Raw genomic sequence first — 13,776 nt, forward strand, 5'->3', positions numbered from 1 at the left:
AGCACTCCTCCTGATTAATTAGATTATTCCTACCCAGGGGGCGATAGTAACTAATCGGCCCCGTGGCAGTCAAGTTTTTATTCAAGAATTCTCAAAATCCCCCGATACCGCTGCTTAACGTCCCGATTCGGTCACTGCCTGGGGAACTTCCGGCTCGCGTGTCGTTTACAATAAACACCCGATAATAATTGACTTTTCGGGGATTACTCTCTATGCTCTAGGGGCGCTGTCTCTATCTCTTTTAACCGTCGAGGATTGGAACCGCTTTCTTGATGAACATGACCCTCGAAAAAAGAATCTTCCTCTTCTCCTTCCTGATTCTCTTTCTCACCATATTTGCCAGCTCCGGCATGGACATCATGGCCCTGCGAAAGGACCAGATCCAGAACCTGAACCTTCGGTCCCAGAGCCTGGCCGGCACCCTTGCCTCCAACATCGAGAAGGTGCTGAACCTGGGGCTTGAGCTGAAGGATATGAGCGGTCTTTCGGAGAAGTGCCGGGAGATCATCGAGGGTAATCCTGACATCGCCTACAGCCTGGTCACCGACCTAAACGGCAACGTCATCTTCGCCAGCAGCCGGCCGTTTTTCTCCTTCCCCAAGCGCCCCTGGCTCCCTGAAAACGCTTCCGCCTCCCCGAGCGACGCCGTGGTCGAACAGATCCCGGTGCCGTTGGACGGGAGGAAGGAGGTCTTCTACGACAGCTCGCTGCCGGTGAAGTCCCCCTACGGCAAGGCCATCGCCCGGGTCCATGTCGGCTTCAGCGAAGACGTCGTCTTCGAGCGGATCAGGGGGATGGTGTACAAGACCCTCTACCTCCTGGCGCTCGCCCTGCTGGCCTCCTTTAGCTTCGTGATGATCTTCGTGAAGAGGGCGGTCACCCATCCCATCTCCATCCTCCTCAAGGGGGTGAAGCAGATCTCCCAGGGCTCCTTCGATACCAAGATCACCGAGGTGGGGGCCTTCGAGTTTGCCGAGCTCGGCAAAAGCATCAACATCATGTCCGAATCCCTCAAGGCCCGCGACGCCGAGCTCAACAAGAGCTACCAGGAGATGGAGCGGACCTTCGAGGAGCTGCAGGCCTCTTACCAGAAGCTGGAAAGCCTCAGTGCCGAGCTTGAGCGCTCCGAGGAGCTCTACAAGTCGCTCATGGAGGACGCAAGCGACGCCATCGTGGTCATCGATGCCGACGAGTCCATCCGCATGGTCAACAAGATGGCGGAGGATTTCTTCGGCTACGAGGCGAAGGAGATCGTCGGGCTCCCCCTTACCAAGCTGCTCCTTCTCCTGAACATCGCCAACATCCCCAAGGTCCAGCGGATGTTCCGGGAGGCGGCGGCCGGAAACCACGTGGCCGACGAGATGCAGCTTTGCCGCAAGGAGGGTGGGGCGGTGGTGGCGCTTTTGCACGCATCCAGCGTGAAAAGCGGCAACGAGACCCTGGTGCAGGCCATCTTCCGCGACGTAACCCGCGAGCGCGAGATCATCGCCAACCTCGAGAAGAGCTCCGCCGACCTCGCCAGGCTTAACCGGATGAAGGATTCCTTCCTGGGACTCGCCTCCCACGAGCTGAAGACCCCGCTCACCGTCATCATGGGGTATTCCGAGCTGATCACCACCGACCTCGCCGAGTCGGTCGACAAGACCGTCCTCGAGATGGTGGCCAACATCGCCAACGCCGCCTCCCGCCTGGACAACATCATCAAGGACATGGTGGACGTCTCGATGATCGACGAGAAGAGGCTCCAGCTCAAGATGGAGGAGGTCCAGCTGAACCGGCTGATCGAGTCCTCGGTCAACGAGCTCCGCTTCTTCTTCTCCATGCGCAAGCAGGAGGTGGTGCTCAGGCTCGACGAATCGATCCCGAGCATCCGCGGGGACGCCCTGCGGCTCATGCAGCTTCTGTCCAACATCCTCGGCAACGCCATCAAGTTCACCCCCGACGGCGGCCGCATCACGGTCTCCACCTCGGCGAAGTACCTGCTTAGGTCCTCCCCGGGGAGCGACCCGCTGGCGCCGCCGCGCGAGCACCATCTTTTCCTGGAGATCACCGTCACCGACACCGGTATCGGGATCGACCGCGAGGACCAGGTCCGCATCTTCGAGAAGTTCTACGAGGTCGGCAACATCCAGGAGCACTCCAGCGGGAAAGTCGCCTTCAAGGCCAAGGGGGCGGGGCTCGGCCTTTCCATCGCCAAAGGGGTGGTGGACATGCACGGCGGCGAGATCTGGGTGGAATCCACCGGCTACGACCCCGAGAACTTCCCCGGCTCCACCTTCCATATCCTGCTCCCGGTTACCACCGGGCTTGCCCAGGAACCTCCCCGCTACGCGACGCTTCTCCATTAGCCTGCCCTCAGCAAGTAGGCCTTGAATCAGGCAACCGTTTCCTGTATAAAAAATAGGTTTTTCACCCCGATTTTTTCAGGGCGCCCGCCCCGGTCAACGGGCATGTTGGAGGGATGCGTGAAGGTCAGCCTGCTGGCGAGCGGCAGCAAGGGGAACTCCCTGTACCTGGAATCCGATTCTTGCCGGCTGCTGATCGACGCCGGTCTCTCCTGCCGCGAGACGCTGGTCAGGCTTTCGAGCCTCGGCGTGGCCCCCGAGACCCTCGACGGCATCCTGGTCACCCACGAGCACACAGACCACGTCCGCGGGGTGGGGACGGTGGCCAGAAAGCTGAAGATCCCGATCCTGGGCGCCGGCAAGACCCTGGAGGCGTCGCGCTCCTGCATCGGCAAGGCGCAGCAGATCGAGTTCGAGCCCGGCATCTCCTTCGAGTTCAAGGGGCTTGGCATCGATCCCTTCCCGATCACCCATGACGCCTGCGACCCGGTCGGCTACCGTATCGAGGGGAGTCTCGGCACCTTCGGTTTCGCCACCGATCTCGGGGTGGCCACCCGGCTGGTCGAAGAGAAGCTCAAAGGATGCCGCGCGCTGGTCCTGGAGTTCAACCACGACGAGCGGATGCTGCAGGAGGGGCCGTATCCCTGGCATCTCAAGCAGCGGATCCGTTCCCGTCACGGCCATCTCTCCAACGAACAGGGGGCGAACCTCTTGGCCGAGCTCCTGCACCCGGGGCTCGAGGGGGTCTTTCTCAGCCATCTTTCGGAAGTGAACAACGACCCGGCGCTGGCGCTCGCCTCGGCGCGGGGACTCTTGGACCGCCAGAACGTCTGCGCTCCGCAGGTTTTCGTCGGTAACCAGTACCAGGCGAGCGGCATGCTCGCCATCCAGTAACCAACCAACCATCGATCCTTCAAGCCCGGCGTCTCCGATGCCGGATCTAGGGGGATTTTCTTTTTAGCAAACACACAGAAGGGGGAAATCAAGTTGATCGAACGTTACAGCCGAGCCGAAATGGCCCGCATCTGGGAGCCGGAAAACCGCTACAGCAAGTGGCTTGAGATCGAGATATTAGCCTGCGAGGCCCACGCCGAGATGGGGAGGATCCCCAAGGACGCGGTGGACCGCATCCGCGCCAAGGCAAGCTTCGACGTCGAGCGCATCGACGAGATCGAGCGCACCGTCAAGCATGACGTGATCGCCTTCTTGACCTCGGTGGCCGACTACATCGGCGACGACTCCCGCTTCGTCCACCTGGGGCTCACCTCCTCGGACATCCTCGACACCTCCTTCGCCATGCTCCTCAAGGAGGCGGGCGAGCTGATCATCGAGGACATCAAGAAGCTCATGGTGGTCATCAAGAAGCGGGCCTTCGAGCACAAGATGACCCCGATGATGGGGCGCTCCCACGGCATCCACGCCGAGCCGGTCACCTTCGGCCTTAAGATGGCGCTCTGGTACGACGAGATGGCCCGTAACCTGAAGAGGATGCAGGCCGCCAACGAGACCATCGCCTACGGCAAGCTCTCCGGTGCGGTCGGTACCTTCGCCAACATCGACCCCAAGGTCGAGGAGTACGTCTGCAGAAAGGCCGGCCTCAAGCCCGCTCCCTGCTCCACCCAGGTCCTCCAGCGCGACCGTCACGCCGAGTACTTCACCACCCTCGCCATCGTCGCCTCCTCCATCGAGAAGTTCGCCGTCGAGATCCGCCACCTGCAGAGGACCGAGGTGCTGGAGGCCGAGGAGTACTTCAGCAAGGGGCAGAAGGGTTCCTCCGCCATGCCGCACAAGCGCAACCCGGTCCTCTCCGAGAACCTGACCGGCCTGGCCCGCCTGATCCGCGGCTACGCGGTCTCCGCCATGGAGAACGTGGCCCTTTGGCACGAGCGCGACATCTCCCACTCCTCTGTGGAGCGGGTGATCGGCCCGGACGCCACCATCCTGATGGACTTCATGCTCAACCGCGCCATCGGCCTGATCGAGAACCTGGTGGTCTACCCGGAAAACATGATGAGAAACCTGAACCAGATGCGCGGCCTGATCTTCTCCCAGCGCGTGCTCTTGAAGCTCGCCGAGGCCGGGGCCTCCCGCGAGAAGGCCTACGCCCTCGTGCAGAGAAACGCCATGAAGGTCTGGGAGCAAGGGAAGGATTTCCAGACCGAGCTTTTAAACGATGCCGAGGTGACCGGGTTCCTGGCCGCCGACGAGATCAAGGAGGCCTTCGACCTCGGCTACCACATGAAAAACGTCGACACCATCTTCACGAGGGTCTTTGGTGGATAACATCCTCTCCTTCTTCGCGCCCGACGAGGGGGACATCTTCTTCCTCTTCTGGGCTAAGCAGACGCTGATCTCGGCGGCCATCCTGGCCGTCTTCTACCTGCTCTCCCGCCTTTTGCGGAGACTTTTGGTCAGGATAGGTGCGCACTACACCCGGCTGACCAGACACGACCTGGTCGAGACCACGCTGGAGAGGATCTCCTCTCCGGCGGCCCTCCTTTTGAACTTCGCCGGCCTCCACCTGGTCATCAAGAGGCTTCCGCTTCCGGAGCGGCTCACCGGCATCGCCGCCGGGGTTGTCTTCGTCATCAACATCGTCATCGTCGCCAACATCGTCTATCGCGTGATGGACGAGATGCTCAAGCGCTACGGGGACAAGCTCGGGCCGGACATGAGCCGCCAGCTGATCCCGCTCGTGCAGAAGCTCTTCAGCATCTTCCTGGTCGGCACCGCCCTCATCATCACCCTTAAGCACTTCAACTACGACATCCTGTCGCTGGTCACCGCCCTGGGTGTCGGCTCCCTGGCCATCGGCCTGGCCGCCAAGGACACCCTGGCCAACATGATCTCCGGCTTCACGCTGATGATCGACATGCCGTTTCGGATCGGCGACCGCATCCAGCTCGGCAACCAGCAGGGGGACGTGGTCGACATCGGGCTTCGGAGCACCAGGATCAAGGCGGTCAACAACACCTTCCTGATCATCCCGAACTCCGAGCTCTGCAACTCCACGGTGATCAACATGGACTTCCCCGATCTGCGGGCCACCGGCTCGGTGAGCCTCGGGGTGACCGTCGGGAGCGATCTGGAGAAGGCGAGGAAGGTGATGGAAGAGGCCGCCTCCAGGGTGGCCGACGTACTCAAGGACCCCGCCCCCAAGGCGCTTTGCACCGGTTTCGGGGACGGTGTCGTTCACCTCTCCCTGGGCTTCTGGGTCTCCGGTTCCCGGTCGCTCGCCGTCGCCACCGACAGCGTGGTGCTAGCCGTAGCGGCCGCCTTCCGCGAGTACGGCATCAACATACCGTACCCCACCAGGACGGTTTTCATGGAAAAGGACGCAACCAATGCCCCATAGGATAGAAATTACCCTCAAGGACCAGGTCCGCGACCCGCGCGGTGAGCGGATCAAGCGCGAGATCGAGCACTTCCTCCACCTGGAGGTCGCCTCGGTCCGCACCATCGACGTCTACACGGTCGACGCGGCGCTCAGCGCCGAGGATCTCGACAAGGTGGCTGCCGGTCCCTTCTGCGATCCGGTCATCCAGGAGTACCACGTCGACAAGGCCGCCGCTGCCGGGTTCGACTTCCTGATCGAAGTAGGCTTTCGCCCCGGCGTCACCGACAACGTCGGCCGTACCGCCGGCGAGGCGATCGGCTACCTGCTCGGCCAGCCTCTGGCCGAAGGGGAGGCGGTCTACTCCTCGGTGCAGTACCTGATCTCCGGCGCCCTTTCCGCCGCCGATGCCGAAAGAATCGCCACCGGCCTTCTCTGCAACACGCTGATCCAGCGCTACCAGATCCTGGACGCCGCCACCTTCGCCAGGCAGGGCGGGGTGGCGCCTTACGTCCCGAAGGTGCAGGGGGTGGCCAAGGCCGAGGTCAACACCGTCGACCTGGAGGTGAGCGACGAGGAGCTGATGCGGATCAGCCGCGACGGTGTGCTTGCCCTGACCCTCGACGAGATGAAGATCATCCAGGCCCACTACCGCGATCCCGAGGTGCAGAAGAAGCGCGCCGAAGTGGGGTTGGGCGCGTCCCCGACCGACGTGGAGCTCGAGGCGCTCGCCCAGACCTGGTCGGAGCACTGCAAGCACAAGATCTTCTCCGCCGACGTATCCTACGAGGACAACGAGGGGAACTCCGAAAAGATCAAGTCGCTCTTCAAGAGCTACATCCAGCGGACCACCGCCGACGTGCGGGCCGCCCAGGGCGACCGCGACTACTGCCTCTCCGTATTCAAGGACAACGCAGGGGTCATCAAGTTCAACGACGACTGGTCGCTGGTCTTCAAGGTGGAGACCCACAACTCCCCCTCCGCCCTCGATCCCTACGGCGGGGCGCTGACCGGCATCGTCGGCGTCAACCGCGACCCGTTCGGCACCGGTATGGGCGCGAAGCTCATCTTCAACACCGACGTCTTCTGCTTCGCCGATCCCTTCTACTCGAAGGAGCTCCCCAAGCGCCTGCTGCATCCCCGCCGCATCTATGAAGGTGTCGTCGAAGGTGTCGAGCACGGCGGCAACAAAAGCGGGATCCCGACCGTGAACGGCTCGCTGGTCTTCGACGACCGCTTCGCCGGGAAGCCTTTGGTCTTCTGCGGCACCGCCGGGATCATGCCGGCCAAGATCCAGGGCGAGCCTGCCCACCAGAAGAAGATCGTCCCGGGCGACCTGATCGTGATGGCCGGCGGCCGGATCGGCAAGGACGGCATCCACGGCGCGACCTTCTCCTCGGAAGAGCTGAACGAGAATTCCCCGGTCTCCGCGGTCCAGATCGGCGACCCGATCACCCAGAAGCGGATGTTCGACTTCCTGATCCGCGCCCGCGACAAGAAGCTCTACCGCTTCATCACCGACAACGGGGCAGGGGGGCTCTCCTCCTCGATCGGCGAGATGTCGGAAGAGTGCGGCGGCTGCCAGCTCGACCTCGCCAAGGCTCCGCTCAAGTACCCGGGGCTCGCTCCCTGGGAGATCCTGATCTCCGAGGCGCAGGAGAGGATGAGCCTGGCGGTTCCCCCCGAGTCCCTCGACGCCTTCATGGAGATGGCCAAGCGCTTCGGCGTGGAGGCCACCGTGCTCGGGACCTTCACCGACTCCGGCGTCTTCCACATGATGTACGGCGAGAAGACCGTCGCCTATCTGCCGCTCTCCTTCATGCACGCGGGGCTTCCCCCCATGCAGATCCCGGCCAAGTGGGAGCCGCCGGTCAACCCCGAGCCGCAGATCGCTCCGGCCGCCGACTACACCGGTGATCTCCTTGGGCTTCTCTCCTCTTTGAACATCTGCTCCAAGGAGAGCGTGGTGCGCCGCTACGACCACGAGGTCCAGGGGGGCAGCGTCGTGAAGCCGTTCACCGGCGCCGACAACGACGGCCCCTCCGATGCGGCGGTGGTCCGTCCTATCCTCGACTCCTTCGAGGGGGTGGTCGTCGGCCACGGCATCTCGCCGCGCTACAGCGACATCGATGCCTACCACATGGCGGCCAACGCCATCGACGAAGGTTTCCGTAACTACATCGCCGTCGGCGGCTCGCCCGATCTCGTTGCCGGCCTCGATAACTTCTGCTGGTGCGACCCGGTCCTTTCCGACCGAACTCCGGACGGGCCCTACAAGATGGCCCAGCTGGTCCGCGCCAACAAGGCGCTCTACGACTACTGCACCGCCTTCTCCATGCCGCTCATCTCCGGCAAGGACTCCATGAAGAACGACTTCTACGACGGGACCACCAAGATCTCCATCCCGCCGACGCTCCTCTTCTCGGTCATCGGGAAGATGGAGGATGCCCGCAAGGCGGTCACCATGGACGTCAAGCGTCCGGGCGACCTCGTGTACCTTCTCGGTGCCACCGCCGACGAGCTGGGCGGCTCGGAATACCTGGCCGCCAAGGGGTACGTCGGGAACAACGTGCCGAAGGTAGACGCCCAGGCGGCGCTCGCCACCTACAAGGCCTACCACGGGGCACTCAACAACGGCCTCGTTGCCTCCTGCCACGACCTCTCCGACGGCGGCCTCGCGGTCGCCGCTGCCGAGGCGGCCTTCGCCGGCGGCTTCGGGATGTCGGTGGAGCTCTCCAAGGTTCCCGTCAAGGACGGCGGGAAGCTCTCCGATGCCGCGCTTCTCTTCTCGGAATCGGCTTCCCGGCTCCTCGTGACCGTGCAGCCGGAGAACGCCGACGCCTTCGAGCAGGCCATGGCCGGCTCGGTCTGCGCCCGGATCGGGGTGGTCACCAACGACCAGCTCCTCGCCATTACCGGCGTGGACGGCAAGCAGGTGGTCAAATCCGATCTCGCCAAGCTCAAAGAAGCCTGGCAGGCCCCGCTTCGCGAACTGTAACTGGAGCCATCCCTCCCTCACCCCTGCCCCTCTCCCGGAGGGCGAGGGTATAAGGATTTAAGTGGTGCCCTCTCCCTCCGGGAGAGGGTGGCCGAAGGCCGGGTGTGGGTAGACTGTAACAACCTCCCTCACCCCCGCCCCTCTCCCCTGAAGGGGCGAGGGGAGCTTTTGTAACAGAGGTTGGACAGAATTCGTTAACTCTTTGGAATTGTTTCCCCGAGTGACAAAAATATTTCGATTATGCCATAATGGGACGTTCTGCGCGTTCCGCACATACAGAGGACTACTAGATGACAAAGGCTAAAGCTCTGGTCATAACGGGCAACGGCACCAACTGTGAGATGGAAGCCGCCCACGCCTGTAAGCTTGGGGGCTTCGACGAGGCCCGCATCGCCCACATCTCCGAACTCATGTCGGGCGAAGTCACCCTCGACGACTACCACTTCCTGAACCTCACCGGCGGCTTTTTGGACGGCGACGACTTGGGGAGCGCCAAGGCCCAGGCCAACCGCCTCCGCTACGCGGCGGTGGACGGCAGCGGCGAGCGCCTCGTCGAGCAGCTTTTGCGCTTCATCGGCGACGGCAAGCTGATCCTCGGGGTCTGCAACGGTTTCCAGCTCATGGTCAAGATGGGGATGCTCCCGGCGCTCGGCAGCGATTACCTGAAGCAGACCGCCACCCTTACCTACAACGCCAACGGCCGCTTCCAGGACCGCTGGTGCTACCTCAAGGTCGATCCCGCCTCGCCGTCGCTTTACACCAAGGGGGTCGAAGGTGGCGTCTACCTTCCGATCCGTCACGGCGAAGGGAAATTCCTCGTTGACTGCCAGGAGACCCTGGACGCCATCGAAGGGAAGCACCTCTCCTGCCTGAAGTACTCCGACAAGAATTACCAGGCTCCCACCATGGAGTTCCCGGAGAACCCCAACGGCTCCCTCAACGCCATCGCCGGTGTCTGCGACGAGACCGGCAGGCTCATGGGCCTTATGCCCCATCCGGAGGCCTTCGTCCATCGCACCCAGCACCCGCGCTGGACCCGCGAGGACCTCCCCGAAGAAGGGGACGGGCTGATCTTCTTCAGGAACGCTGCCCAGTACGTGAGGCAGAACCTGTAGGCTGCCGTCACACCGGTACCAGACGATACCTTTCGTCCAGGCACTCGGCTGCGGGTCTGGGACGACATACGGCGTAGCTTTCGCTTCGCAGGTTAAATCAGCGGCACGTAGGCAGTATCCGATCTTAATAAGGAGAGCATGTGGAAGAGATGAAGTTGTTGAGGCCTGAAGAAGAGTGCGGCATTTTCGGTGTATTCAACCACCCGGAGGCGTCGAACCTTACCTATCTCGGACTCTACGCCCTGCAGCACCGCGGGCAGGAGAGCTGCGGGATAGTCTCCTCGGACGGCGCCGCCCTCCATGCCCACAAGAGCATGGGCCTGGTGGCCGACGTCTTCGGCAACCAGGAAATCTTCAAATCCCTCCCCGGCAAATCCGCCATCGGCCACGTCCGCTACTCGACCACCGGTTCCTCGGTGATCAAGAACGTGCAGCCGATCATGGTCGACTATTCCCGCGGCTCCATCGCCGTGGCCCACAACGGCAACATCGTCAACGCCCAGATCATCAAGGACGAGCTCGAGGCATACGGGTCCATCTTCCAGACCACCATGGACACCGAGATCATCGTTCACCTTTTGGCCACCTCCAAGGCCAACTCGCTTCTCGACCGCCTCACCGACGCCCTGAACCGGATCCTCGGCGCCTACTGCCTCCTCTTCCTGACCGAGACCAGGATGATCGCGGTGCGCGACCCCAACGGCTTCCGTCCCCTCTGCCTCGGCCGGCTGGGGGGCGGTTACGTGATCGCCTCCGAGAGCTGTGCGCTGGATCTCATCGACGCGGAATTCATCCGCGAGGTGGAGCCGGGGGAGGTGATCGTCATCGACAAGAACGGGATGAACTCGTTTTTCCCGCTCAAGAAGGCCGCCCCCAGCCCCTGCATCTTCGAGTTCGTCTACTTCGCCCGCCCCGACTCCCACGTCTTCGGCCGCAACGTCTACCAGGTCAGGAAGGAGCAGGGGAGGCAGCTCGCCCGCGAGCACAAGGTCGACGCCGACATCGTCATTCCGATCCCGGATTCCGGCGTGCCGGCAGCACTCGGCTACGCCGAGGAATCGGGTCTTCCCTTCGAGCTTGGGCTCATCCGCAACCACTACGTGGGGCGTACCTTCATCGAGCCGCAGCAGGCGATCCGCCACTTCGGCGTGAAGATCAAGCTGAACCCGGTCCGCGAGGTCCTCAAGGGAAAACGCGTGGTGGTCATCGACGACTCCATCGTGCGCGGCACCACCTCGAGGAAGATCGTCAAGATGGTGCGTAACGCCGGCGCCTCCGAGGTGCACGTGAGGATCTCCTCGCCCCCCACCAGCTACCCCTGCTACTACGGGATCGATACCCCCAACCGCAAGGAGCTGATCTCTTCCTCCCACTCCATCGACGAGATCCGCCGCTACATCACCGCCGATTCGCTTGGCTACCTCTCCGAAGAAGGGCTCATGAAATCGGTGGGGGCCGATAACGGCGGCTACTGCAACGCCTGCTTTACCGGGGGGTACCCGGTTAAATTCCCGCGTCTGGAAATGGATGATGACTCGCAGATGGGGCTATTCGAAAAGGAGATTGAGAAGAAATGACCGAGAAGGAAAGGCTGAAGAAGATCATCATCGAACTCTCGTACGAGAAGCGCAACGTCACCCTGGCCTCCGGCCGTCAGAGCGATTTCTATTTCGACGGGAAACAGACCACTCTCCACCCGGAAGGGGGCTACCTGACCGGCAAGCTCTTCTACGAAGCCGTCAAGGACGTGGAAGGCCTCGAAGGGGTAGGGGGGCTCACCCTGGGCGCCGACCCGATCGCCACCGCTACCTCGGTGGTGAGCTTCCTGGAAGGCAAGCCGGTACCGGCCTTCATCATCCGCAAGGAGCCCAAAGGCCACGGTACCGGCGCCTGGCTGGAGGGGAGGAAGAACTTCAAGCCCGGGTCCCGGGTGGTCATCGTCGAGGACGTGGTGACCAGCGGCGGCTCCTCCATGAAGGCCATCAAGAGGGCCGAGGAGGAAGGGCTCAAGGTGCTCGGCGTGGTGACCCTGGTCGACCGCGAAGAGGGGGGCCGCGAGAACATCGAGAAGGAAGGGTACTGGCTCAAGGCGATCTTCACCAAGTCGGAGATCCTGGCCTAGAGTCGGCGAGCAAGGTAAGGTAAGGAAAGGCGGCAACATCATTGCCGCCTTTCCTGTTTTTCAGGCTGGGGCAAAGCACCCTCACCCGCCCTTCGGGCAACCTCTCCCCCAGGGGGGGGGAGGGGAGCCGAGTAAAAGTGAGCTGGAGAAATGGAAAACATTCTCACCGAATATAAGAAGCTGCTGAGCCTCATCGACGACTGGTTCGCCCGCTGCATGGAGCGCTACCCGGAGAAGATCGCCTGCGGGACCGGTTGTTCTTCCTGCTGCCGGGGTCTCTTCGACATTACCCTCCTGGACGCCCTTTTCCTCAAGAGGGGGTTCGACGCGCTCTCCCCGGAGGTGAAGGAGCGGGTGCTCGCCAAGTGCGAGGGGCGCCTCGGTTTGATGCGGGATGAGGGGCCGGAACTTGCCCACCCCTTCGTTCTCAATCATCGCCCGGACGAGGATTGGGAGGCGCTGATGCCCGACGAGGACGAGACTCCCTGTGTCCTGCTGGACGGCGACGGCCGCTGCCTGGTCTACGATCACCGTCCGATGACCTGCCGGCTGCACGGGATCCCGTTCGTCGATACGAGCGGCGAGGTGATGCACGACGAGTGGTGCACCATGAACTTCACGGAGTCCGATCCGCTCACGCTGCCGGGGATATCCGCTCCGTTCGACGCCATCTTCCGCCAGGAGGTCGCCCTTTTCCGGCAGCTGACCCGGGAACTGGTCGGGAAGCGGGTGCAGGAATTGGATACCTTCATACCGCTGGCCCTGATGATTGATTTTGACAATTTCGACTGGCCCGGGTGGTTCGCCGATTTCCGCCCCTGGGATAACGAAAGCGAGGAGTAAGCGTGGCACTTCCATCTACCATCTACCGGGCTTCGGTGAACGTCTCCGATTTGGATCGCCAGGTCTACGAACAGCTGCAGACCACGGCGGCCAGGCATCCCTCAGAGACCGAGGAGCGTTTGCTGGCGAGGCTCTTGGCGTACTGCCTCACCTACGAGGAAGGGGCGAGCTTCGCCAAGGGGGTCGGCTCCGGCGACGAACCCGACATCTGGAGCAAGGAACCGGACGGGCGCGTGCGGCTGTGGGTCGAGGTGGGGATGCCCGATCCGGAGCGGCTTGCCAAATCGTGCCGGCACGTGGAGCGGGCGGTCCTTTTTGCCTTCGGTCCTAACTTGAGCCGGTGGCTCGATCAGCACCTCGCCAAGCTCGCCGGGTGCGGAAACCTTACCGTGGTGGCGCTCGATTATGCTTTCCTGAAGGGACTGGCTGCCGGGCTGCAGAGGGTTATCGATTGGTCGCTGACGGTGACCGAGGGAAATCTTTATCTGACGGTTGGGGGAGAGACGGTCGAGAGCGCGCTGAAACATCTGAGCGGGCCTGCATTGGCGGGGTAGGATACAAAATCCCCCCTGTCCCCCCTTTATCAAGGGGGGACCTTGCGCCGATCGTCTTCCCCGGAATTCTTCGAGAACCTTTTCAAAGGGGGGACGCCGTGGTAAGTCCCCCCGAGAATAAGGGGGATTTGGTTTTAAAGGTATGAACGGGAGGCTGAAACAAGAAAAGCCCCGGAAATATCCGGGGCTTCTCGGTAATGTTCTACGCTATGTGGAGTGTGGATTAGACCCTGGAGACGTTAGCAGCCTGAAGGCCTTTCGGGCCTTTCACGATTTCGAACGTTACGCTGTCGCCTTCGGTGAGGGATTTGAAGCCTTCGCCCATGATAGCGGAGAAGTGCACGAAAACGTCCTCGCCATTCTCCTGCTCGATGAAGCCAAACCCTTTGCTGTCGTTAAACCATTTCACAGTTCCGTTTACCATTTACTTACTTCTCCCATTTTACTTCTTTGAGGTTGATCCCG

11 protein-coding genes are annotated in these 13,776 nt (G+C 62.2%); 10 read left to right on the top strand and 1 reads right to left on the bottom strand.

Annotation, left to right across the window (positions count from 1 at the left end; translation table 11 throughout):
* The first annotated feature begins 272 nt into the window (after nucleotides 1–272).
* From ACYVL5_RS04485 to ACYVL5_RS04530, 10 genes are all read left to right on the top strand, one after another.
* A complete protein-coding gene (locus tag ACYVL5_RS04485; RefSeq protein ID WP_460594358.1) occupies nucleotides 273–2,348 on the top strand; it encodes an ATP-binding protein in 2,076 nt (691 codons plus the stop codon).
* 117 nt (nucleotides 2,349–2,465) lie between these two features.
* On the top strand, nucleotides 2,466–3,239 hold the full coding sequence (locus tag ACYVL5_RS04490; RefSeq protein ID WP_460594359.1) for an MBL fold metallo-hydrolase: 774 nt from the start codon (nucleotides 2,466–2,468) through the stop codon (nucleotides 3,237–3,239).
* A gap of 93 nt (nucleotides 3,240–3,332) precedes the next feature.
* Complete coding sequence (gene purB, locus ACYVL5_RS04495; protein ID WP_460594360.1) at nucleotides 3,333–4,628, top strand: adenylosuccinate lyase; 1,296 nt, start codon at nucleotides 3,333–3,335, stop codon at nucleotides 4,626–4,628.
* Nucleotides 4,621–5,700 (top strand): mechanosensitive ion channel family protein, encoded by a 1,080-nt coding sequence (locus ACYVL5_RS04500; protein ID WP_460594455.1) that lies wholly within the window; start codon nucleotides 4,621–4,623, stop codon nucleotides 5,698–5,700. Before purB ends, ACYVL5_RS04500 begins: the two co-directional genes overlap by 8 nt.
* Nucleotides 5,690–8,677 carry a phosphoribosylformylglycinamidine synthase subunit PurL gene (purL, locus tag ACYVL5_RS04505; RefSeq protein ID WP_460594361.1) on the top strand — a complete coding sequence of 996 codons (2,988 nt, stop codon included), beginning with the start codon at nucleotides 5,690–5,692 and terminating at the stop codon, nucleotides 8,675–8,677. The genes ACYVL5_RS04500 and purL overlap by 11 nt, the downstream gene beginning before the upstream one ends.
* Before the next feature lie 290 nt (nucleotides 8,678–8,967).
* Nucleotides 8,968–9,792, top strand: a complete 825-nt coding sequence (locus ACYVL5_RS04510) for a phosphoribosylformylglycinamidine synthase subunit PurQ (RefSeq protein ID WP_460594362.1) — start codon at nucleotides 8,968–8,970, stop codon at nucleotides 9,790–9,792.
* Nucleotides 9,793–9,941: 149 nt separating this feature from the next.
* A complete protein-coding gene (gene purF, locus ACYVL5_RS04515; RefSeq protein ID WP_460594456.1) occupies nucleotides 9,942–11,369 on the top strand; it encodes an amidophosphoribosyltransferase in 1,428 nt (475 codons plus the stop codon).
* Nucleotides 11,366–11,914: an orotate phosphoribosyltransferase gene (gene pyrE / locus ACYVL5_RS04520; RefSeq protein ID WP_460594363.1), complete on the top strand. Its 549-nt coding sequence runs from the start codon at nucleotides 11,366–11,368 to the stop codon at nucleotides 11,912–11,914. The genes purF and pyrE overlap by 4 nt, the downstream gene beginning before the upstream one ends.
* Before the next feature lie 150 nt (nucleotides 11,915–12,064).
* Nucleotides 12,065–12,757 carry a YkgJ family cysteine cluster protein gene (locus ACYVL5_RS04525; RefSeq protein WP_460594364.1) on the top strand — a complete coding sequence of 231 codons (693 nt, stop codon included), beginning with the start codon at nucleotides 12,065–12,067 and terminating at the stop codon, nucleotides 12,755–12,757.
* Nucleotides 12,758–12,759: 2 nt separating this feature from the next.
* Nucleotides 12,760–13,311, top strand: coding sequence for a YaeQ family protein (locus tag ACYVL5_RS04530; RefSeq protein WP_460594365.1), 552 nt, complete (start codon nucleotides 12,760–12,762; stop codon nucleotides 13,309–13,311).
* Between the two features lie 223 nt (nucleotides 13,312–13,534).
* On the opposite strand, the gene ACYVL5_RS04535 is transcribed toward ACYVL5_RS04530, so the two are convergent.
* The gene (locus tag ACYVL5_RS04535) at nucleotides 13,535–13,735 is read right to left on the bottom strand and encodes a cold-shock protein (protein ID WP_460594366.1); all 201 of its coding nucleotides are present in this window, start codon (nucleotides 13,733–13,735) and stop codon (nucleotides 13,535–13,537) included.
* Nucleotides 13,736–13,776 lie beyond the last annotated feature (41 nt).

It is taken from the genome of Geomonas sp. Red276 (assembly GCF_054784495.1).

What these genes read in the sequence shown, in the direction of transcription:
- purF (WP_460594456.1), top strand. Translation starts at nt 9,942, where the DNA reads ATGAAGTTGTTGAGGCCTGAAGAAGAGTGCGGCATTTTCGGTGTATTC.
- ACYVL5_RS04535 (WP_460594366.1), bottom strand. Translation starts at nt 13,735, where the DNA reads ATGGTAAACGGAACTGTGAAATGGTTTAACGACAGCAAAGGGTTTGGC.
- ACYVL5_RS04510 (WP_460594362.1), top strand. Translation starts at nt 8,968, where the DNA reads ATGACAAAGGCTAAAGCTCTGGTCATAACGGGCAACGGCACCAACTGT.
- pyrE (WP_460594363.1), top strand. Translation starts at nt 11,366, where the DNA reads ATGACCGAGAAGGAAAGGCTGAAGAAGATCATCATCGAACTCTCGTAC.
- purL (WP_460594361.1), top strand. Translation starts at nt 5,690, where the DNA reads ATGCCCCATAGGATAGAAATTACCCTCAAGGACCAGGTCCGCGACCCG.
- ACYVL5_RS04525 (WP_460594364.1), top strand. Translation starts at nt 12,065, where the DNA reads ATGGAAAACATTCTCACCGAATATAAGAAGCTGCTGAGCCTCATCGAC.
- ACYVL5_RS04485 (WP_460594358.1), top strand. Translation starts at nt 273, where the DNA reads ATGAACATGACCCTCGAAAAAAGAATCTTCCTCTTCTCCTTCCTGATT.